Source organism: Variovorax sp. V93 (assembly GCF_041154485.1).
GTDB lineage: Bacteria > Pseudomonadota > Gammaproteobacteria > Burkholderiales > Burkholderiaceae_C > Variovorax > Variovorax beijingensis_A.
This window is the reverse complement of sequence record NZ_AP028669.1, coordinates 3,659,327-3,678,553: the sequence shown is the minus strand read 5'-3', so window position 1 is coordinate 3,678,553 and position 19,227 is coordinate 3,659,327. Positions and strand designations below refer to the sequence as shown.

Sequence of the window (19,227 nt, the reverse complement as noted above, 5' to 3'; positions counted from 1 at the left end):
AAAGGCAGCGATGTTCTCTCGACTGCGCGCCGACATCCGGTGCATCCTCGAACGCGACCCGGCCGCGCGCAGCGCCTGGGAAGTGATCACGGTCTATCCCGGCTTCCATGCCGTGGTGCTGCACCGCTGGGCGCATGCCTGTTGGACGCACGGTTTCAAGTGGCCGGCCCGCTTCATCGCGCACGTGGCGCGCGGGCTCACGGGCATCGAGATCCACCCGGCCGCCAAGATCGGCGAACGGGTGTTCTTCGACCATGCGATGGGCGTGGTGGTGGGCGAGACCGCCGAGATCGGCGACGGCTGCACCATCTACCAGGGCGTGACGCTGGGCGGCACCTCGCTCTACAAGGGCACCAAGCGGCATCCGACGCTGGGGCGCAACGTGGTGGTGAGCGCGGGGGCCAAGGTGCTGGGCGGTTTCGTCGTCGGCGACGGCGCCAAGATCGGCAGCAACGCGGTGGTCATCAAGCCGGTGCCCGCAGGGGCGACTGCGGTGGGCATTCCCGCCCGCATCATCCCGTCGAAGGCCGGCGAGAGCGCCGATGTGGCCGCGCCGCAGAAGTTCTCCGCCTACGGCATCACGCAGGACGACGACCCGCTGAGCCTGGCGATGCGCGGGCTGATCGACAGTGCCGCGAGCCAGGAACACCAGATCGCGCTGCTGTGGCAGGCCATCGAGAAGCTGTCGTCGCAGCCAGGCACCAAGGACTGCGTGCCCTGCGACGCGGCGCGCGACGAGAGCTTCGAGGCGGAGAAGCTGACGCAGCTGGTCGGGAAGTGACCGGGCTGGAGGGCCCTCCTGTTCCTCAAGCCGAACGCTTCGCCGCCGCGTTGTGCAGCGGCCCATGCACATGCCCCGCGTGTTGTCCGAAGGGCTCGGTGGCGGGTGCGGCCGTGTCCAGCTCCTGAAGGATGCCGCAGTTGCGCGCCGATTCGGAGCCGCAGCATTGCTGGCGCAGTGCCTTCAGCTGCTTCTCCAGCGTCTTGAGCTCGCGGATGCGCGCGGCCACGTGGCCGATGTGGTCGTCCAGCAGCTGGTTGACCTCGCCGCAGTCTTCCTGCGGTGCGTCGCGGAATCTCAGCAGGCTGCGGATCTCGTCGAGCGTCATGTCCAGCGAACGGCAGCGGCGGATGAAGCCCAGCCGCTGCGCATGCTCGTCGTCGTAGATGCGGTAGTTGCCCTCGGTGCGCGCGGGCTCGGGCAGCAGCTGCTCGCGCTCGTAGTACCGGATGGTTTCGACCGGCGTGTTCGCGGCCTTGGCCAGTTCTCCGATTTTCATGATGCGGCAAGAATGAAGTGGAGGAATCGTCGTTTGACTCTACACCTGCTTCAGGGTTTCCAATCGGCTTCATGACGAACCAGAATGCCCTGAAATCGATGGCGCCGCATGCTCACTCCCATGCGCAGGCCGCTCCCGAAACGGCCTGCTGCGGCAACCCGGCCTGCGGCTCGCCGGCCGTCGCCATGCCTGCTGCCGACATCCCGAAGGGCGCCTTGCTTTTCCGCATTCCCACGATGGACTGCGCGGTCGAAGAGTCCGAGATCCGGCGCGCGCTCGAACCGATCGCGGGTGTGCGGGGGCTGCGCTTTCGGCTCGGCGACCGCACGATGGCCATCACGGCCGACGACGGGGCCTTGTCCGGCGCACTCGACGCCATCCGCAAGGCCGGCTTCAAGCCCGAACCGCTGAACGATGCGGCAGGCAGCCCGGCTGCCGGCGCGCAGGCCGCCGCCGCTCCCGCAGGCATCGCGGGCATGGGCAGCGGCCTCGTGCGCCTCATTGCCGCGCTGGCGCTGGCCATCGCGGCCGAGGCGGTGTCCTTCCTCGCACTGGAGGGCGCCGGGTTCATGGCGGCGGAGATGGGGCTCGCGCTCGCAGCCATCGCGCTGGCCGGCCTCGACACCTACAAGAAGGGCTTTGCCGCGCTGCTGCGCGGGCGCCTGAACATCAACGCGCTGATGGCCGCGGCGGTCACGGGCGCTTTCCTGATCGGGCACTGGCCCGAGGCCGCGATGGTGATGGCGCTCTATGCCATTGCCGAACTGATCGAGGCGCGCGCCGTCGACCGCGCCCGCAACGCCATCCAGGGCCTGCTGGCGCTGGCGCCCGAGCTGGCCGAGGTCAGGCAGTCCGACGGCAGCTGGAAGACGGCCAAGGCCGATGCGGTGGCGCTCGATGCCGTGGTGCGCATCCGGCCCGGCGAACGCGTGCCGCTGGACGGCGTGGTGACCGAGGGCGCGAGCGCCATCGACCAGGCGCCGGTCACGGGCGAGAGCATCCCGGTCGACAAGACGGTGGGAGATCCGGTGTTCGCGGGCACCATCAACCAGACGGCCGCACTCGAATTCCGCGTGACCGCGGTGGCGGCCAACACCACGCTCGCCCGCATCATCCATGCGGTCGAAGAGGCCCAGGGCACGCGCGCGCCCACGCAGCGCTTCGTCGACCGGTTCGCGGCCGTCTACACGCCCGCGGTCTTCGTGCTGGCCGTTGCCGTTGCGCTACTCACGCCCTGGCTCATGGGCTGGAGCTGGACCGAGGCCATTTACAAGGCGCTGGTGCTGCTGGTCATCGCGTGCCCGTGCGCACTCGTCATCTCGACACCCGTCACGGTGGTGAGCGCGCTGGCTTCGGCCGCGCGGCGCGGCATCCTGATCAAGGGCGGCACCTACCTCGAAGAGGCGCGCAGGCTCAAGGCCGTGGCGCTCGACAAGACGGGCACCATCACCGAAGGCAAGCCCAAGCTGGTCGCATCGCGCCTGCTCGACCGCGCATCGGATGAAGCTGCGGTCTTTGCGATTGCCGCGAGCATCGCGGGCCGCTCCGACCATCCGGTGTCGAAGGCCATTGCCGAAGGCCTGGATCGCGAGCACCAGCCGGTCGGCGATTTCACCGCCTTGCCCGGACGCGGCGTGCAGGCCACGCACGAAGGCCGCAGCTATGTGCTGGGCAACCACCGCCTGATCGAAGAGCAGGGGCTGTGCAGCCCCGCGCTCGAAGCCGAGCTGAAGCAGCACGAGGAAGCGGGGCGCACCGTCACGCTGCTGGCCTCCGGCCAGGCCGTGCTGGCGCTGTTCGCGGTGGCCGACACCATCAGGCCCTCCTCGCAGGCGGCCATGGCCGAGCTGCGCGCGCTGGGCGTCACGCCCGTGATGCTGACCGGCGACAACGCCGCCACGGCCAGGGCGATCGGCATGCACGCGGGCATCGACGACGTGCGCGGCAATCTGCTGCCCGAGGAGAAGCTCGAGGCCATCAAGGCGCTGCAGCAGCGCCACGGCATGGCCGGCATGGCGGGCGACGGCATCAACGATGCACCCGCGCTCGCGCAGGCCGACATCGGCTTTGCGATGGGCGGCGCCGGCACCGACACTGCCATGGAGGCGGCCGACGTGGTCATCATGAACGACGACCTGCGGCGCCTGCCCGAAACCATCCGCCTCTCGCGCCGCACGCATGCGGTGCTGTGGCAGAACATCACGCTGGCGCTCGGCATCAAGGCCGTGTTCTTCGTGCTCGCGGTGTTCGGCAGCGCCACCATGTGGATGGCCGTGTTCGCCGACATGGGCGCGAGCCTGCTGGTGGTGGCCAACGGATTGCGGCTGATGCGCTCCCCGAAGACCGACTGAGCGGCACGCGCGGGGCAAACTAAGATCGAGCGATACCCGTCACCGCCGTATCGTCCATGTCCGTCACCTCGCTGCTGCTGCAGCTCGTCGTCATCCTCACCACTGCGCGCATCTGCGGCTGGGTGCTTCGCCATGTGGGCCAGCCCAGCGTCGTGGGCGAAATGGCCGCGGGGCTCATGCTCGGGCCGGCGGTCATGGGCGCGCTCTTTCCGTCGCTGCACGCGCAGCTGTTCGCCAAGGACCTGCTGCAGGGCCTTTCATCGCTGTCGACGGTGGGGCTGGTGCTGTTCATGTTCGTGGTCGGCCTGGAACTGCGCGCCTCGCGGAACATGCGCTCGCAGCTCAAGGCGGCGGGCGCCGTGGGCGTGCTCAGCGTGATCGTGCCGCTGGCGCTGGGCCTCGCGGTCTCGCCGGCGCTGTATCCCACGCTCGCGCCGGCCGGCGTCGCTTTCTGGCCCTTTGCGCTGTTCATGGCGGCGGCGCTCTCCATCACGGCCTTTCCGGTCATGGCGCGCATCCTCAAGGACCGCGGCATGACGCGCACTTCCTTCGGCCAGCTTTCGCTCAGCGCCGCCGCGGTGGTCGACGTGTTCGCCTGGATCCTGCTGGCCTTCGTGGTGGCCCTGGTCGGCGCGGGCGAGGGCTACGCCGGCCTCATCAAGATCACGGCCGGCGTGGCCGTCATGCTTGCCCTGCTGTTTTTCGGCCTGAAGCCGGCCTTTGCCTGGTTGCTGCGCGTGAAGGCGCCCGATGGCGAGCCTTCGACCACGGTGATGGCCTCGCTCATGATCGGCCTGCTGGTCACCGCGCTGCTGACCGAATGGCTGCATCTGCATGCGGTGTTCGGTGCCTTTTTGTTCGGCGCCTGCCTGCCGCGCGACGACCGGCTGCTGCGCTCGCTGAGCGAACGCATCGAGCCGATTTCCATCGTCGTGCTGATGCCGCTGTTCTTCGCCCTCGCCGGGCTGGGCACCACGGCGAATGCCTTCTCCGGCGCGAGCCTGGGTGCGATGCTGCTGATCGTGGCTGTTGCCACCGTCGGCAAGATCGCCGGCGGCGCGGCCGGCGCGCGCATCGCCGGCTACGGCTGGCGCGACAGCCTGGCCACCGGCTCGCTGATGAATGCGCGCGGCCTGATGGAACTCATCGTGATGAAGATCGGACTCGACGTGGGCCTGATCGGCCCCGAGCTCTTCACCATGCTGCTGGTGATGGCGCTCGCCACCACCGCGATGACGGGGCCGCTGATCAACCTGGTGATGGGGCGAGCCAAGGCTCCCGCCAAGGCCGAAGAGGCCGAGGCGCGCGCCAAGCCGTGATGCGCCGTCAGCGCGCGAGCGGCACCGCGAAGCCGATGCGGGTCTCGCCGTTCGCGCTGGAGGCGAACACGCGGCCGCCATGCATGCGCGCAATGGCCTCCACGATCGAGAGCCCCAGGCCGTGGTGGCGCGCCGACCTGTCGCGTGCGGGGTCGGCGCGGTAGAAGCGCTCGAACAGGCGCGGCAGCGTCTCGGCCGCGATCGGGGCGCCGCGGTTCACGACGGTGAGCGTGGCTTCGTCCGGGCCCGTGCCGATTTCGATGCCGATGCGCGACGCCGGCGCCGCGAAGCGGATCGCATTGCCCAGCAGGTTGGAAAGCGCTCGCCGCACCAGGGACGCGTCGACGTCCGCCACGGCCTCCCCCGTGACAACGGCCGCGAGCCCGGCCTCCTCGAGCATGGCGTCGTGGAAGTCGATCACGTCGCGCGCCTGCGCGGCCAGGCTCGTGCCGGCCTTGACGCGCAGCGGGGCGCCGCGCTCGGCCTGCGAGAGAAAGAGCATGTCGGTCACGATGCCCGAGAGCCTGCCGACTTCCTCGAGATTGGAGGCGAGAACGGCCTGCAGTTCGTCGTTCGGCCGTGGGCGTGACAGCGCAAGCTCGGTGGAGCCGATCAGGTTGGCGAGCGGCGTGCGCAGCTCGTGCGCGACGTCGGCATTGAACGATTCGAGCTGCACATAGGCCTTCTGCACGCGCAGCAGCAGGGCATTGAACTGCGTGATCCACGGGTGCAGTTCCCGCGCGAACGCCGATGCGTCGATGGGCCGGTTGATGTGGTCGGGCGTCAATGCGGCGGTGCGTTCGGCCAGCGCCTCGAGCGGCCGCAGCCCGCGCCGCACCAGGTGCGCGCCGGTCAGCGACACCAGCAGCGTGCCCAGCACGGCGGCCGCAAGCAGCGTCCATGCAAGCCGGCGCAGCAGCACCACGTCCCTTGCCACGTCGATGCCGATGCGGATCGAAAGCGGCGTGCCGCCGCCCGCCTGGCCCCACGTATGAACGAAGTCGCGCTGGATCCAGCGCCCGCCTGGGGGCGGTGCCGAGCGAAAGAAAACACTGCCGTCGGACTGCCGCGCGATCGACAGGCTGACGTCGTCCTGCAGCGAGAAGAAATCCTCCAGCTTGTGGCGCAGGAACGAGAGATCACCGTCCTTCTCGCCTTCCTCGAGCAGGTGCCGCACCAGCTGCGCCTTGTGGTCGAGTTCGCCGTCCTGCTTCTCGCCGAAGCTCCATGCCGTCACCAGGTAGACCGCGAGGCAGGCCACGCTCAGGCAGAAGAAGGCCTGCGCGGCAAACCAGGAGGTGAGCCGGTTGCGGATCGAGTGCGGCCGTGCCGGGCTCACGACCAGGAACGATCCTCGAGCACGTAGCCCATGCCGCGCACCGTGTGCAGCAGCTTGACGTCGAAGGGATCATCGATCTTGCTGCGCAGCCGGCGGATGGCCACCTCGACCACGTTGGTGTCGCTGTCGAAGTTCATCTCCCACACCTGCTCGGCCAGCGTGCTGCGCGAAAGTATCTGGCCGCGGCGGCGCAGCAGCACCACCAGCAGCGTGAACTCCTTGGCCGTGAGGTCCAGCCGCGTGCGGTTGCGAAAGCACTTGCGGCTGGCCAGGTCGAGCTCCAGGTCGGCCAGGCGCAGCACGGTGGACTCCTGCGGCTTGCCGCGGCGCAGCAGGGCCTGGATGCGCGCCAGCAGCTCGGAAAAGGAAAAGGGCTTGACGAGGTAGTCGTCGGCGCCTTGCTGCAGGCCGTTGACCCGGTCCTCGACCTTGTCGCGCGCGGTGAGCACCAGCACGGGCACGTTGCTGGTGCGCCGGATCGCCTGCAGCACCGCGAAGCCGTCGATGCCGGGAAGCATCACGTCGAGCAGGACCAGCGCGTAGTCGCCCTCGGTCGCGAGGTAGCGGCCTTCGATGCCGTCGCGCGCGATGTCGACCACGTAGCCGTTCTCTTCCAGGCCCTTCTTCAGGTAGTCGCCCAGCTTGGGCTCGTCTTCAATGACCAGAATTCGCATCGACGGATGTTAACGATGGGACAGGGCCCGTGGAGGTTACGAATTCGTAATCCCGGCGACGGACAAAGCCCGGCGCGTTCGTCTTACATTGCGCGCAACCTGCAAACCGCGGGGGCATTGCAGACCGGCATGCCACGTGCCGCCGATATACTTTTTGCTCCATGCGCCGCTGGCTTCCGATCTTCCTGCTGCTTCTGCTGCCGTTCCAGTTCAGCTGGGCGGCATCGGCCGCCTATTGCCAGCACGAGCGCGATGCCCAGCCGCGCCACTGGGGCCATCACGAGCACGAGCCGGACCGCAGCGCGGGCAGCTCCCGCACCGACGACGCGCAGAACAGCCCCGGCAACCAGCCCAACACCGTGCCCGGCGATTGCGCCGCCTGCCACCTGGGCCAGGCCCAACACCTGCCGTCGGCTTCCGATCGCGCGCATGCGCTGCTGCCGACGGCGCAGGCGCTGCGCGCCGTGACCGCCGAACATTTCATCTCGCACATCTCCGAAGTGCCCGTACCGCCTGCGTGGCCTCTTGCCCTTTGATTCGGCGAGAGAACGACCCATCCCCCTGATACCCGACATCAGCTGAGCTCTCGCCGAATTCGTCCGTCCGTTGTTTTGCAACCCAGGAGAATTCGATGCGCACGCTCTTCGTGCCGCTGGCCGTGATGGCCTTGGCGGTGCCCCCGGCATTTTCACAACCCATTGCCGGTTCCCACCTTTCGCCGATCCGGCACACGGCCGCGGGAACGGCGGAGCCCGCCGGCCCGCTCGACCTGCGCAGCGCGCTGGCGCTCGCACAGCAGTTGAACCCCGGGCTTTCGTCCGCCTCGCGCGAGCGGGAAGCCACCGATGCGGCCGTGGTACAGGCCGGTGCATGGCCCAACCCGGTGCTCGAGGCGCAGGTGGAAGACCTGCGCCGCGGCAACCGCACCACCACGCTGCAGCTGAGCCAGCCCATCGAGCTGGGCGGCAAGCGCGCCGCCCGCGTGACGGCGGCCGAGCGTGCGCGCGACCAGGCCGCATCGGCACTGCTTGCGCGGCGTTCCGAGCTGCGCGCATCGGCGATCACGCTGTTCTTCGAAGTGCTGGCTGCGCAGGAGCGCTTGCGCCTGGCGCAGGACTCGGTGGGACTTGCAGAGGCGGCCACCCGCGCCGCCGCCAACCGCGTGGCGGCCGGCAAGGTCTCGCCGCTGGAAGAAAGCCGCGCGCGCGTGGCCGAGGCCGGCATCCGGGTCGAGCTGCTGCAAGCCGAAGGCGCGCTGCGTTCGGCACGCCAGCAATTGGCCGCGCTCTGGGGCAACCCGAACCCGCGCTTCACGCAGGCGGACGGCGCGCTCGACCGGCTGCCGGCTGCGGCGGGGAATGTGGAGAGCCGGCTCTCGGCGGCGCCGGTGCTGCGCCAGGCGCGGCTCGAGGTCGAGCGGCGCCAAGCGCTGTCAGACCTGGAACAGGCCCGGCGCGTACCCGATGTCACCGTGTCGCTGGGTGCGAAGCGCGTGCCGGCCGATGAGGGCATGGGCAGTGGCAGCGGCCGCAACCAGGTCGTGGTGGGCCTGTCGGTGCCGCTGCCGATCTTCGACACCAACCGCGGCAATGTGGCCGAGGCACTGAGCCGCGAAGAGAAGGCGCGCGACGAGCTCGCCGCGGCCGAACTGCAGTTGGGCGCCGACGTCGCGCAGGCCACTGAACGCTTGCGCTCGGCGCGTGCCACCGCCCAGACCTTGCAGCGCGATGCGCTGCCCGGCGCTGAAGCCGCCTACAAGGCCGCCGCCAGAGGCTTCGAGCTCGGCAAGTTCAGCTTTCTCGAGGCGCTCGATGCGCAGCGAACGCTGTTCCAGGTTCGCAACCAGCACCTGCTTGCCGTGGCCGACGCGCATCGCGCGGCCGCCGAGCTCGACCGGCTGCTGGGCACCGGCGGCGAAGAAGAAACCCCGCATGCGGCACCCGCCGCGCGCTGACAAGGAATGCACGAATCATGAACACCGAAGAAGAACGCAAGACCTTCGCCGAGCGCGTCGGCAAGAAGCAGTGGACGGCCATCGTGGCCGTGCTGGTCGTGGGCCTGGCAGCCGGCGCAATGATCCTGCGCACCGCGCCGTCCACGCCCGAAGCCGCCGGGCATTCGGAAGCCGAGGGGCATGCCGATGGCGAGCACCATGAGGAAGGCGGCGCCGAGGGCAAGGACGAACACGGCCACGGTCACGGCGAAGCCAGGGGCCACGCCGGCGAGGAGCACAAGGAAGAAGAGAAAAAGATCGCCTTCACCGACGCGCAGATCCAGGCCGCCGGCATGGCCATCGAAAGCGCCGGCCCGGCACGCATCCGGTCGTCGCTGCAGCTGCCAGGCGAGATCAAGTTCAACGAAGACCGCACGGCCCACGTGGTGCCGCGCGTGGCGGGCGTGGTCGAGAGCGTACCGGCCAAGCTCGGGCAGGAGGTGAAGCGCGGGCAGGTGCTGGCTGTGCTGTCGAGCCCGACGCTTTCGGAGCAGCGCAGCGAGCTTCAGTCGGCGCAGCGCCGGCTCGAGCTGGCCCGCACCACCTACCAGCGCGAGAAGAAACTCTGGGAAGAAAAAATCTCGGCCCAGCAGGACTACCTGCAGGCGCAGCAGGCCATGCAGGAGGCGCAGATCGCGGTGGCGAATGCGAACCAGAAGCTGCTGGCGCTGGGCGCTGCGCCCGCTTCTTCGGCCCTGGGCCGCTACGAGCTGCGTGCGCCCTTCGACGGCATGGTGGTCGAAAAGCACATTTCGCTCGGCGAATCGGTGAAGGAAGACGCCAGCGTCTTCACCATTTCCGATCTCTCGACCGTGTGGGCCGAGATCAGCGTGGCCGCGAACAACCTCAACCTGGTGCGCATCGGCGAGCCGGTGACCATCCGCTCCAGCGCATTCGAGCAGGCGGCCAGCGGCACGGTGTCCTACGTGGGCTCGCTGATCGGCGCGCAGACGCGCACCGCCACGGCGCGCGTCACGGTGACGAATCCGCAGCGGGTCTGGCGGCCCGGGCTGTTCGTGAATGTGGAACTCGTTTCGTCGGAGGCAGAGGCCCCGGTGACGGTTTCGGCTGACGCGGTGCAGACGGTGGAGGAAAAGCCCACCGTCTTCCTCAAGGTGCCGGGCGGCTTCCTGCCGCAACAGGTGCAGACCGGCCGCAGCGACGGCCGGCGCATCGAGGTCTTGAGCGGCCTCGCGCCCGGCGCGGCCCATGCCGCGAGCGGCAGCTTCGTCGTGAAGTCGCAGCAGGGCAAGAGCTCTGCCACGCACACCCACTGAGGACACCGCATGTTCGAACGAGTCATCCGGTTTTCCATCGAGCAGCGCTGGCTGGTCCTGCTGGCCGTGCTGGGCATGGCCGCGCTCGGCATCTTCAGCTACCAGAAGTTGCCGATCGACGCGGTGCCCGACATCACCAACGTGCAGGTGCAGATCAACACCGCCGCGCCCGGCTATTCGCCGCTGGAGGCCGAGCAGCGCGTGACCTACCCCATAGAGACGGTGATGGCCGGCCTGCCGGGGCTGCAGCAGACCCGGTCGCTGTCGCGCTACGGTCTCTCGCAGGTGACGGTGATCTTCGAGGACGGCACCGACATCTACTTTGCGCGGCAGCTCGTGAACGAGCGCATCCAGTCGGCGAGGGAGAACATGCCCAGCGGCATCTCGCCGGTGATCGGGCCGATCTCGACCGGGCTGGGCGAAATCTATCTCTGGACCGTGGAGGCCGAAGAGGGCGCGAAGAAGGCCGACGGCAAGCCCTACACGCCCACCGACCTGCGCGAGATCCAGGACTGGATCATCAAGCCGCAGCTGCGCAACGTGAAAGGCGTGACCGAGATCAATTCCATCGGCGGCCACGCCAAGGAGTTCCAGATCGCGCCCGACCCTGCCAAGCTGCTGGCGCACGGCCTCGCGATGACCGATCTGGTCACCGCGCTGGAGCGCAACAACGCCAACGTGGGCGCGGGCTACATCGAGAAGCGCGGCGAGCAGTACCTGATCCGCGCGCCGGGCCAGGTGAAGTCGGTGGAGGACATCGGCAACGTGATCCTCGGCAACGCCGGAGGCATTCCGCTGCGGGTGCAGGACGTGGCCGAGGTCGGCATCGGCCAGGAACTGCGGACCGGCGCCGCCACCGACAACGGCCGCGAGGTGGTGCTGGGCACGGTGTTCATGCTGATCGGGGAGAACAGCCGCACCGTCTCGCAGGCGGTCGATAAAAAAATGCAGGAAATCAACCGCACGCTGCCCGCGGGCGTGAAGGCCGTCACCGTGTACGACCGCACGGTGCTGGTCGACAAGGCCATCGCCACGGTGAAGAAGAACCTGTTTGAGGGCGCCGTGCTGGTCATCGCGATCCTGTTCATGTTCCTGGGCAACATCCGCGCGGCGATCATCACCGCGCTGGTGATTCCGCTGTCGATGCTCTTCACCTTCACCGGCATGGTGAACCAGAAGGTCAGCGCCAACCTCATGAGCCTGGGTGCGCTGGACTTCGGCATCATCATCGACGGCGCGGTGGTGATCGTGGAGAACTGCGTGCGGCGTCTCGCCCACGCGCAGGCGAAGCATGGGCGGGCGCTCTCGCGCAGCGAGCGCTTCCACGAGGTGTTCGCGGCCTCGCAGGAGGCGCGGCGCCCGCTGCTGTTCGGCCAGCTGATCATCATGGTCGTGTACCTGCCGATCTTTGCGCTCGCGGGTGTGGAGGGCAAGCTGTTCCACCCGATGGCCTTCACCGTGGTGATCGCGCTGCTGGGCGCGATGATCCTGTCGATCACCTTCATTCCCGCGGCCGTGGCGCTCTTCATCGGCCACAAGGTGAGCGAGAAGGAGAACCGCCTGATGCAGTGGGCCCGGCGCGGCTACGAACCGCTGCTGGCGCGCGCGATGGCGGCCAAGCCGTTGGTCATCACCATCGCGGTGGTGGCGGTGCTGCTCTCGGGCCTGCTGGCCACGCGCCTGGGCACGGAGTTCGTGCCGAGCCTCGGCGAGGGCGACTTCGCGATCCAGGCGCTGCGCATCCCGGGCACCAGCCTCACGCAGTCGGTCGAGATGCAGAAGCAGATCGAACGCACGCTGAAGGCGAAGTTCCCGGAGATCGAGCGCGTGTTCGCGCGCACCGGCACGGCCGAGATCGCGTCGGACCCGATGCCGCCGAACATTTCCGACGGCTACATCATGCTGAAGCCGGAGAGCGAGTGGCCCGAGCCGCGGCGCACGCGCGCCGAACTGCTGGCTGCCGTGCAGCAAGAGGTCGAGAAGCTGCCGGGCAACAACTACGAGTTCTCGCAGCCGATCCAGCTGCGCTTCAACGAGCTGATCTCGGGCGTGCGCAGCGACGTGGCCGTGAAGATCTTCGGCGACGACATGGAGGTGCTGGACAAGACGGCGGCCGAGGTGTCGCAAACCCTGGGCAGGATCCCCGGCGCGGCCGAAGTGAAGGTCGAGCAGACCAGCGGCCTGCCGATGCTCACGGTGAACATCGACCGCGGCAAGACCGCGCGCTACGGCCTCAACGTGGGCGACGTGCAGGACGCGGTCTCCATCGCAGTGGGCGGGCGCGAGGCGGGCACGCTGTTCGATGGCGACCGGCGCTTCGGCATCCTCGTGCGGCTGCCCGAGAACCTGCGCACCGACCTGGAGGCGATCAAGCGCCTGCCGGTGGCGCTGCCCAAGAGCGTTGGCGCTGAAACGCAGCGCACCAGCTTCATCCCGCTGGGCGAGGTGGCCGCGCTGGAGCTTGCGCCCGGCCCGAACCAGGTGAGCCGCGAGAACGGCAAGCGGCGCATCGTGGTGAGCGCCAACGTGCGCGGCCGCGACCTCGGCTCCTTCGTGGCCGAGGCCGAGGAAGCGATGCGCAAGGTGAGCATTCCGCCCGGCTACTGGACCGCATGGGGCGGCCAGTACGAGAACCTGGCGTCGGCCACCGAGCGGCTGCAGGTGGTGGTGCCGGTGTCGCTGCTGCTGGTGTTCACGCTGCTGTTCGCGATGTTCGGCAACCTGAAGGACGGGCTGCTGGTGTTCACCGGCATTCCGTTCGCGCTCACGGGCGGCATCGTCGCGCTGTGGCTGCGCGGCATTCCGCTGTCGATCTCGGCGGCGGTGGGCTTCATCGCGCTGTCGGGCGTGGCGGTGCTCAACGGGCTGGTGATGATCTCGTTCATCCGCAAGCTGCGCGAAGGCGGGCTGCCGCTCGATGCGGCGATCCGCGAAGGCGCGCTCACGCGGCTGCGGCCGGTGCTGATGACCGCGCTGGTCGCGTCGCTGGGCTTCGTGCCGATGGCCATCGCCACGGGCACCGGCGCCGAGGTGCAGCGCCCGCTGGCCACGGTGGTGATCGGCGGCATCCTGTCATCGACCGTGCTGACGCTGCTGGTGCTGCCGCTGCTCTATCGCATCGCGCACCGGCGCGATGATGATGATCAGGCCGGCCCGCTCAGCGCCTGATGGCCGACTTGGGCCGGAAGGCCTTGCAGACCGTGTCGTCCGTCTCCAGGTACGGCCCGCCGATCAGGTCGATGCAGTAGGGCACCGCTGCGAAGATGCCGGGCACGACCTGCACGCCTTCGGTGTCCTTGAGCCCTTCGAGCGTTTCCGCGATCGACTTGGGCTGCCCAGGCAGGTTGATGATCAGGCTCTTATCGCGGATCACCGCCACCTGGCGCGACAGGATCGCGGTGGGCACGAAGCGCAGGCTGATCTGGCGCATCTGCTCGCCGAAGCCGGGCATCTCCTTGTGGGCCACGGCCAGCGTGGCCTCGGGCGTCACGTCGCGCAGCGCCGGGCCGGTGCCGCCGGTGGTCAGCACCAGCGAGCAGCCGGCGTTGACCAGCTCGATCAGCGTGGCGCTGATGAGGGCCGCTTCGTCGGGGATCAGCCGGGCCTCGAAATCGATCGGGTTTTTCAGCGCCCGGGCCAGCCATTCCTTCAGCGAGGGCAGGCCCTTGTCCTCGTAGGTGCCGCTGGAGGCGCGGTCGCTGATGGAGACGATGCCGATGCGGACGGGGTCGAGTGCGCTCATGGTGTTGCTCCTTCCCCTTCCGGGGGAAGGTTGGGATGGGGGCGCGCAGAGCGCCCGATGGTGGCGCCGCTTGCCCCCACCCCGGCCCTCCCCCGGGAGGGGAGGGAGAAAGACGGCGCGGTCATGCGTCCTCTTCCCGGTCTTGCGCCGCCGCCGCAGCAGCATGGTCTGCACCGCCGTGCACCGCGAGCTGCGCGCGCACCAGCTGGAAGATCTCGCGGTAGGCCTTGCCCTGGCGCGGCGCCTCGCCGGCCGGGCCGGCCTTCATGTCCTTGCGGGCCTGGCGCACCAGGGCGCGCAGCTGCTGGGAATCGGTGGCGGGGTGGGTCTCGATCCAGCCGCCCAGCGCATCGTCGTCGGCAATCAGCCGGTCGCGCCAGCGTTCGGCCTCGTGCAGCGCGGCGGTTTCGGCCGCCGGCACGCTGTTCTGCTCGGCGAGGGCGGCGCGCACGGCTTCGAGCACCTCGGGTTCGAGCTTGCGCATCAGCTTGCCGATGAACTGCATCTGGCGGCGCTTGCCCTCGAAATTGGTGATGCGCTTGGCTTCGGCGACGGCGTCGACCAGTTTTTCGTCCAGCGGCAGCGCGTCGAACAGGCCGGCGCGCAGGCCCAGCAGCTCGGTGCCGAGCTTTTGCAGTTCATCGCTTTCGCGCTTGAGATCGGTGCGGCTGGCTTCGTCGGTGCCCTTGAGCTCGCGCTTGAGCTCAAGGTCGAGCTCGCTGCCTTCGGCGACGAACTGGCCACGGACGAAATAGCCTTTTTTGGGTTTGCGGGACATGGGGTGGATTCTGGGCCGCACCGTGCGGCGTTGCAACGCGTGCAATGCGCAACGGGAAGCCGGGGGCAAAACGGGATTTGGGGGGCGCAAGTATCATAGCCACCACATGACGACATCTTCCTCGCGCGCCGATTCCGGCTTCGCCTACAGCCGCTCCTTCTTCGAAAACCTGGTCGACACGGCCCTGGCCCACGCCAAGAAGCTCGGTGCCACCGATGCCGGCGCCGAGGCCTCCGAGGGCTGCGGCCTCAGCGTCTCGGTCCGCAAGGGCGAGCTCGAGAACGTGGAGCGCAACCGCGACAAGTCGCTGGGCATCACGGTCTACGTGGGCCACCGCCGCGGCAACGCCAGCACCTCCGACTTCTCCGAGGCTGCCATCGCCCAGACCGTGCAGGCGGCCTACGACATCGCCCGCTTCACCGCCGAAGACCCGGTCAGCGGCCTTCCCGACGATGAAGACATCGCCAAGGAACACCCCGAACTCGACCTGTTCCATCCCTGGAGCGTGACCAGCGAAGAAGCGGCCAGGCTCGCGCTCGAATGCGAAGAGGCGGCGCTCTCGACCGACAAGCGCATCACCAACAGCGAAGGCGCGGGCGTCTCGGCCCAGCAGAGCCATTTCTTCAGTGCCCACACCCACGGTTTCCGCGGCGGCTACGCCAGCTCGCGGCATTCGATGTCGGTCGCGCCCATCGCCGGCAAGGGCGACGACATGCAGCGCGACTCCTGGTACAGCTCCATGCGCTCGGCCGGCGAACTTGCCAGCCCGCAGGCGGTGGGCCGCTATGCCGCCGAACGGGCGCTGAGCCGGCTCAAGTCGCGCAAGATCAAGACCACCGAATGCCCGGTGCTGTTCGAGTCGCCGCTGGCCGTCGGGCTGCTGGGCGGGCTGGTGCAGGCCGTGAGCGGCGGGGCGCTGTACCGCAAGAGCACTTTCCTGCTCGATTCGCTCGGCAAGCCCGTGCTGCCCAAGCACGTCGACGTGGCCGAAGACCCGCACATCCTGCGCGGCAAGGGCAGCTCGCCCTTCGACGACGAGGGCGTGGCGACCCGTGCGCGCAAGGTGGTGGATGCCGGCCGGCTCGAAGGCTACTTTCTCTCGACCTATTCCGCGCGCAAGCTGGGCATGAAGACCACCGGCAACGCCGGCGGCTCGCACAACCTGATCCTGAGCTCGCGCCTCACCCAGCCCGGCGACGACCTCGACGCGATGCTCGCCAAGCTCGGCACGGGTCTCTTCGTGATCGAGCTGATGGGGCAGGGCGTGAACTACGTGACCGGCGACTACTCGCGCGGCGCGAGCGGCTTCTGGGTCGAGAAGGGCAAGATCGCCTTCCCGGTGCACGAGATCACCATTGCCGGCAACCTGAAGGACATGCTGATGGGCATCGAGGCCATCGGTGCCGATGCCTACACCTTCGGCGCCAAGACCACGGGCTCGGTGCTGGTCAACCGCATGAAAGTGGCCGGCAGCTGAGAAGGTGTGAATGAACCTGCTGCGCACCCCGATCTCGCATCTGCGGTCCTCACCGTACGCGAGTACGGTTCCGGTCCTCGACGCAAGCTCGGGGCGCTCGCGACGGTTCCTTCACACCTTCTGAGCGCCACGCTCGTCCTTCAGACGATGCGCACCGACAGGTTCGGCAGGCCGTCGATGTGGATCTCGATCACGTCGCCGCGCACCACCGGGCCCACGTTCTCGGGCGTGCCCGAGTAGATGATGTCGCCGGGCATCAGCTCGAAGGCCTGCGACAGGCGGCTGATCTGCTCGGCCACCGACCAGATCATGTGCTTGAGCGTGGCATTCTGCTTGGTCTGGCCGTTCACCTTGAGCCAGATCGCGCCGTCGCTGTAGTGGCCGACCTTGGCCACCGGATGGATCGGCCCGATGGGCGCCGAATGGTCGAAGCTCTTGCCGATCTCCCAGGGCTTCTTCTGGTCGCCCATCTCGCGCTGCAGGTCGCGCCGGGTCATGTCCAGCCCGAGCGAATAGCCGTAGACCAGGTCCAGCGCATCCGCCGCCGCGATGTTGCGCCCGCCTTTGCCGAGCGCGACCACCAGCTCCACCTCGTAGTGGTAGTTCTTCGTCAACGTGGGGTACGGATGGTCGGCCACGGTGCCGGGCATGACGACCTGGATCGCGTCCGCCGGTTTCTGGAAGAAGAAGGGCGGTTCGCGGCTGGGGTCGGAACCCATCTCGCGCGCATGGGCCGCATAGTTGCGGCCGATGCAGTAGATGCGGCGCACCGGAAACGCCTGCTCGCTGCCGGCGATCGGCACCGTGGCCTGCGCCACGGTGAAGGGCGTGGGCGCCGAGCGCGATGCGCCGCCGGCCGGCAGCGCGCAGCCTGCCATGGCGCTGGCGGCCACGGCGGCGGAGCCGGCCAGCAGGCCGCGTCGTGAATTGGACATGGTCTTTGTCTCCTGGATCTTTGATGAAAGGCGATGAAGGCCGGCCGCAGCCGGCCGGGCCATTCTGGAGCGCACTGCGGCGGTGCGTGCGTACGCATCTACGCAAAAACAGGACGCAGGCAACACCGCGCCGCCTGCAGGGCCAGCCTGGGCTGGGGCTTACCATCGCGCCATGTCGGCCCTTCCATCCAGCAGCCTGCGCCTCTACGGCATGCAGGAGCGCGCGAACCACCTCGACTTCGACATCCGCTTCGAAGGCGCGCGCGACGTGCTGGCGCGACCGCACCGGCACGAGTATTTCCAGATCCAGGTGAGCATCCACGGCGGCTCGCAGCAGGTGATCAGCGGCGCGGTGCGCCCGTTCACCGCGGGGCACCTGAGCTTCGTGCTGCCGTATCGCGTGCACGTGGTGCCGCATCCGCCCGGTGCGCGCTATGCCATCGTGAACTTCGACCAGGGCTTTCTCTGGCCCGAGCTGGCGGTCGAGGCGCTCGACCTCGAGGAGGTGCCGGCCGCGCGCCAGCCCGAGCTCGCGCCCTTCCTGTTCCAGGAATACCTGGACTTCCATTTCGGCGACGCCGATTTCGCGCGCATCCTCGGATGGCTCGATGAGCTTGCCGTGCTGAACCGGGAGCGGCGCTTCGGTACCGTCGGCGCGATCCGCGGCATCCTGCTGCAGCTGATGGCGCTGGTTTGCCACCGGCACGAGGGGCCGCTGCTCGCGCAGTCGGCGCTGCAGGGTGGCCGCAGCGCGGGCCACGCTGCGCTGCAGCGCGTGATGCGCTACGTGCGCGAGCACCTGGCCGAGGAGATGTCGCTCAACGATGCCGCGGCGGCGGCCATGCTCTCGCCCAACTACCTTGCGCACCTGCTCAAGAAGCAGACCCAGCGCACCTTCACCGAGCTGGTGACCGAACGCCGCCTCGAACGCGCGAAGGAACTGCTGGTGACGTCGAACGCCCGCATCGGCGACATCGCGCGGCAGTGCGGCTTCGGCGACGCGGTCTACTTCGCCCGCCGCTTCAGGTTGCAGAACGGCGTCACGCCGCGGGAGTTCCGCAGCCAGGCGGATGCCGGACTGGCCCAGGCGGCGCAGGCGCTTTCCAGCCGCTAGGGCCGCGCGCTGCGAAGCGCCTCGGTCATCGCATCCACGACGGCCGCGTTGGCCGCATCCTGCAGCCGCACCACGCCCACGGGCGGCAGGTTCCACTGCAGGCGCTGGGGCATCACGCGGGCGCCGCTCGCATCGGCCACCTCCTGCGCAATGTCGTCGGGCAGGATGGTGATCGCATCGGGCATGTGCCGCAGCACCGACACCAGCGTCTTGTGCGCGTAGGCCTCCAGCAGCGGCACCGGCACCGGCTGTCCGGCCGAGGCGAAGATCGAATGAATCATCTGGCGGATCGGCGTGTCCGCCGGCGGGAAGATCCAGTGCAGGGACACGAAAGCCTCCCAGTCCAGTCCGCGCCGCAGCAGCCGCTGGGCGGCCGCGCGCGACACCACGAGGCGCGGCTCCTGCTTGTAGAGGAACTGCTGTGCCAGCCCGGCTTCGGCGCTGGCCGGCGTGAAGCGGCAGATCGCGCAGTCCAGCGTGCGCGCCTGCACGGCCTGGACGAGCGCATGGGTCGTGGCCTCTTCGACCATGAAGCCCAGGCGCGGCCGCACCGCCAGCAGGTGCTGCCAGATGGCGTCCTGCGTGACGCCCGAAAGAAAGGGAATGACGCCGATGCGCAGCCGCCCCTGCAGCCCCGTGCCGAGCGCTGCCAGGTCCTCGCCCAGCGATTGCGCATCGGCCAGCGCAACCCGTGCCCGCGCCAGCACCAGCAGGCCCGCGGCCGTGGGCTCCAAGCCGCGCCGGCCCCGGGTGAACAGCGGCGTCATGAAGATGTTCTCGATCTCGCCCAGCGCGCGCGTGACGGTGGGCTGGCTCAGGCCGAGGTGCTGCGCCGCGCGGCTGACCGAGCGCTGGCGCTCGAGCTCCGCGAGAAGGGCGAAGTGGCGCAGCTTGAGCCGCGGCGTGAGGTGTTGCAGTGTCGGCGCCGGCATGCCGCCATCCTATGCG

16 protein-coding genes are annotated in these 19,227 nt (G+C 68.9%); 9 read left to right on the top strand and 7 right to left on the bottom strand.

Features of this window, described 5'->3' with window-relative positions:
- The first annotated feature begins 10 nt into the window (after positions 1-10).
- The gene (gene cysE / locus ACAM54_RS17420; RefSeq protein ID WP_145746224.1) at positions 11-781 is read left to right on the top strand and encodes a serine O-acetyltransferase; all 771 of its coding nucleotides are present in this window, start codon (positions 11-13) and stop codon (positions 779-781) included.
- 25 nt (positions 782-806) lie between these two features.
- On the opposite strand, the gene cadR is transcribed toward cysE, so the two are convergent.
- Positions 807-1,280 carry a Cd(II)/Pb(II)-responsive transcriptional regulator gene (cadR, locus tag ACAM54_RS17415; RefSeq protein WP_145746225.1) on the bottom strand — a complete coding sequence of 158 codons (474 nt, stop codon included), beginning with the start codon at positions 1,278-1,280 and terminating at the stop codon, positions 807-809.
- A gap of 71 nt (positions 1,281-1,351) precedes the next feature.
- On the opposite strand from cadR, the gene ACAM54_RS17410 reads away from it, so the two are divergent.
- Together ACAM54_RS17410 and ACAM54_RS17405 are read left to right on the top strand one after the other, a co-directional pair.
- Complete coding sequence (locus ACAM54_RS17410) at positions 1,352-3,631, top strand: heavy metal translocating P-type ATPase (protein ID WP_369648386.1); 2,280 nt, start codon at positions 1,352-1,354, stop codon at positions 3,629-3,631.
- 56 nt (positions 3,632-3,687) lie between these two features.
- A complete protein-coding gene (locus ACAM54_RS17405) occupies positions 3,688-4,950 on the top strand; it encodes a cation:proton antiporter (protein ID WP_369648385.1) in 1,263 nt (420 codons plus the stop codon).
- A gap of 7 nt (positions 4,951-4,957) precedes the next feature.
- On the opposite strand, the gene ACAM54_RS17400 is transcribed toward ACAM54_RS17405, so the two are convergent.
- Both ACAM54_RS17400 and ACAM54_RS17395 read right to left on the bottom strand, forming a co-directional pair.
- On the bottom strand, positions 4,958-6,289 hold the full coding sequence (locus ACAM54_RS17400) for a heavy metal sensor histidine kinase (RefSeq protein WP_369648384.1): 1,332 nt from the start codon (positions 6,287-6,289) through the stop codon (positions 4,958-4,960).
- Entirely contained in the window at positions 6,286-6,963 is a 678-nt protein-coding gene (locus ACAM54_RS17395) for a heavy metal response regulator transcription factor (RefSeq protein WP_145746229.1), read from the bottom strand. The genes ACAM54_RS17400 and ACAM54_RS17395 overlap by 4 nt, the downstream gene beginning before the upstream one ends.
- A 161-nt stretch (positions 6,964-7,124) precedes the next feature.
- Here ACAM54_RS17395 and czcI point away from each other — a divergent pair, with 161 nt between their 5' ends.
- The 4 genes from czcI (at position 7,125) to ACAM54_RS17375 (ending at position 13,401) form a co-directional block, all read left to right on the top strand.
- The gene (gene czcI, locus ACAM54_RS17390) at positions 7,125-7,499 is read left to right on the top strand and encodes a cation efflux protein, CzcI family (protein WP_369648383.1); all 375 of its coding nucleotides are present in this window, start codon (positions 7,125-7,127) and stop codon (positions 7,497-7,499) included.
- 95 nt (positions 7,500-7,594) lie between these two features.
- Positions 7,595-8,917 (top strand): TolC family protein, encoded by a 1,323-nt coding sequence (locus ACAM54_RS17385; protein WP_369648382.1) that lies wholly within the window; start codon positions 7,595-7,597, stop codon positions 8,915-8,917.
- Positions 8,918-8,934: 17 nt separating this feature from the next.
- Positions 8,935-10,233 carry an efflux RND transporter periplasmic adaptor subunit gene (locus ACAM54_RS17380; protein ID WP_369648381.1) on the top strand — a complete coding sequence of 433 codons (1,299 nt, stop codon included), beginning with the start codon at positions 8,935-8,937 and terminating at the stop codon, positions 10,231-10,233.
- Between the two features lie 9 nt (positions 10,234-10,242).
- Complete coding sequence (locus ACAM54_RS17375; RefSeq protein WP_369648380.1) at positions 10,243-13,401, top strand: CusA/CzcA family heavy metal efflux RND transporter; 3,159 nt, start codon at positions 10,243-10,245, stop codon at positions 13,399-13,401.
- On the opposite strand, the gene mog is transcribed toward ACAM54_RS17375, so the two are convergent.
- Together mog and yjgA are read right to left on the bottom strand one after the other, a co-directional pair.
- On the bottom strand, positions 13,391-13,975 hold the full coding sequence (gene mog / locus ACAM54_RS17370; RefSeq protein WP_369648379.1) for a molybdopterin adenylyltransferase: 585 nt from the start codon (positions 13,973-13,975) through the stop codon (positions 13,391-13,393). The two genes, ACAM54_RS17375 and mog, sit on opposite strands and share 11 nt — an antisense overlap.
- Before the next feature lie 121 nt (positions 13,976-14,096).
- Entirely contained in the window at positions 14,097-14,753 is a 657-nt protein-coding gene (gene yjgA, locus ACAM54_RS17365; protein WP_192323561.1) for a ribosome biogenesis factor YjgA, read from the bottom strand.
- Between the two features lie 106 nt (positions 14,754-14,859).
- On the opposite strand from yjgA, the gene pmbA reads away from it, so the two are divergent.
- On the top strand, positions 14,860-16,230 hold the full coding sequence (gene pmbA / locus ACAM54_RS17360) for a metalloprotease PmbA (protein ID WP_369648378.1): 1,371 nt from the start codon (positions 14,860-14,862) through the stop codon (positions 16,228-16,230).
- A 140-nt stretch (positions 16,231-16,370) separates the two neighbouring features.
- On the opposite strand, the gene ACAM54_RS17355 is transcribed toward pmbA, so the two are convergent.
- On the bottom strand, positions 16,371-17,165 hold the full coding sequence (locus ACAM54_RS17355; RefSeq protein WP_209535888.1) for a fumarylacetoacetate hydrolase family protein: 795 nt from the start codon (positions 17,163-17,165) through the stop codon (positions 16,371-16,373).
- Positions 17,166-17,376: 211 nt separating this feature from the next.
- On the opposite strand from ACAM54_RS17355, the gene ACAM54_RS17350 reads away from it, so the two are divergent.
- Positions 17,377-18,279, top strand: coding sequence for a helix-turn-helix domain-containing protein (locus tag ACAM54_RS17350; protein ID WP_369650995.1), 903 nt, complete (start codon positions 17,377-17,379; stop codon positions 18,277-18,279).
- On the opposite strand, the gene ACAM54_RS17345 is transcribed toward ACAM54_RS17350, so the two are convergent.
- Positions 18,276-19,211: a LysR family transcriptional regulator gene (locus ACAM54_RS17345; RefSeq protein WP_369648377.1), complete on the bottom strand. Its 936-nt coding sequence runs from the start codon at positions 19,209-19,211 to the stop codon at positions 18,276-18,278. The genes ACAM54_RS17350 and ACAM54_RS17345 overlap by 4 nt on opposite strands.
- Positions 19,212-19,227 lie beyond the last annotated feature (16 nt).

Coding starts and splice junctions, on each gene's coding strand:
- mog (WP_369648379.1), bottom strand. CDS start 13,975: ATGAGCGCACTCGACCCCGTCCGCATCGGCATCGTCTCCATCAGCGAC.
- ACAM54_RS17375 (WP_369648380.1), top strand. CDS start 10,243: ATGTTCGAACGAGTCATCCGGTTTTCCATCGAGCAGCGCTGGCTGGTC.
- cysE (WP_145746224.1), top strand. CDS start 11: ATGTTCTCTCGACTGCGCGCCGACATCCGGTGCATCCTCGAACGCGAC.
- ACAM54_RS17385 (WP_369648382.1), top strand. CDS start 7,595: ATGCGCACGCTCTTCGTGCCGCTGGCCGTGATGGCCTTGGCGGTGCCC.
- ACAM54_RS17395 (WP_145746229.1), bottom strand. CDS start 6,963: ATGCGAATTCTGGTCATTGAAGACGAGCCCAAGCTGGGCGACTACCTG.
- ACAM54_RS17380 (WP_369648381.1), top strand. CDS start 8,935: ATGAACACCGAAGAAGAACGCAAGACCTTCGCCGAGCGCGTCGGCAAG.
- czcI (WP_369648383.1), top strand. CDS start 7,125: ATGCGCCGCTGGCTTCCGATCTTCCTGCTGCTTCTGCTGCCGTTCCAG.
- ACAM54_RS17355 (WP_209535888.1), bottom strand. CDS start 17,165: ATGTCCAATTCACGACGCGGCCTGCTGGCCGGCTCCGCCGCCGTGGCC.
- yjgA (WP_192323561.1), bottom strand. CDS start 14,753: ATGTCCCGCAAACCCAAAAAAGGCTATTTCGTCCGTGGCCAGTTCGTC.
- ACAM54_RS17410 (WP_369648386.1), top strand. CDS start 1,352: ATGACGAACCAGAATGCCCTGAAATCGATGGCGCCGCATGCTCACTCC.
- ACAM54_RS17345 (WP_369648377.1), bottom strand. CDS start 19,211: ATGCCGGCGCCGACACTGCAACACCTCACGCCGCGGCTCAAGCTGCGC.
- cadR (WP_145746225.1), bottom strand. CDS start 1,280: ATGAAAATCGGAGAACTGGCCAAGGCCGCGAACACGCCGGTCGAAACC.
- pmbA (WP_369648378.1), top strand. CDS start 14,860: ATGACGACATCTTCCTCGCGCGCCGATTCCGGCTTCGCCTACAGCCGC.
- ACAM54_RS17405 (WP_369648385.1), top strand. CDS start 3,688: ATGTCCGTCACCTCGCTGCTGCTGCAGCTCGTCGTCATCCTCACCACT.
- ACAM54_RS17350 (WP_369650995.1), top strand. CDS start 17,377: ATGCAGGAGCGCGCGAACCACCTCGACTTCGACATCCGCTTCGAAGGC.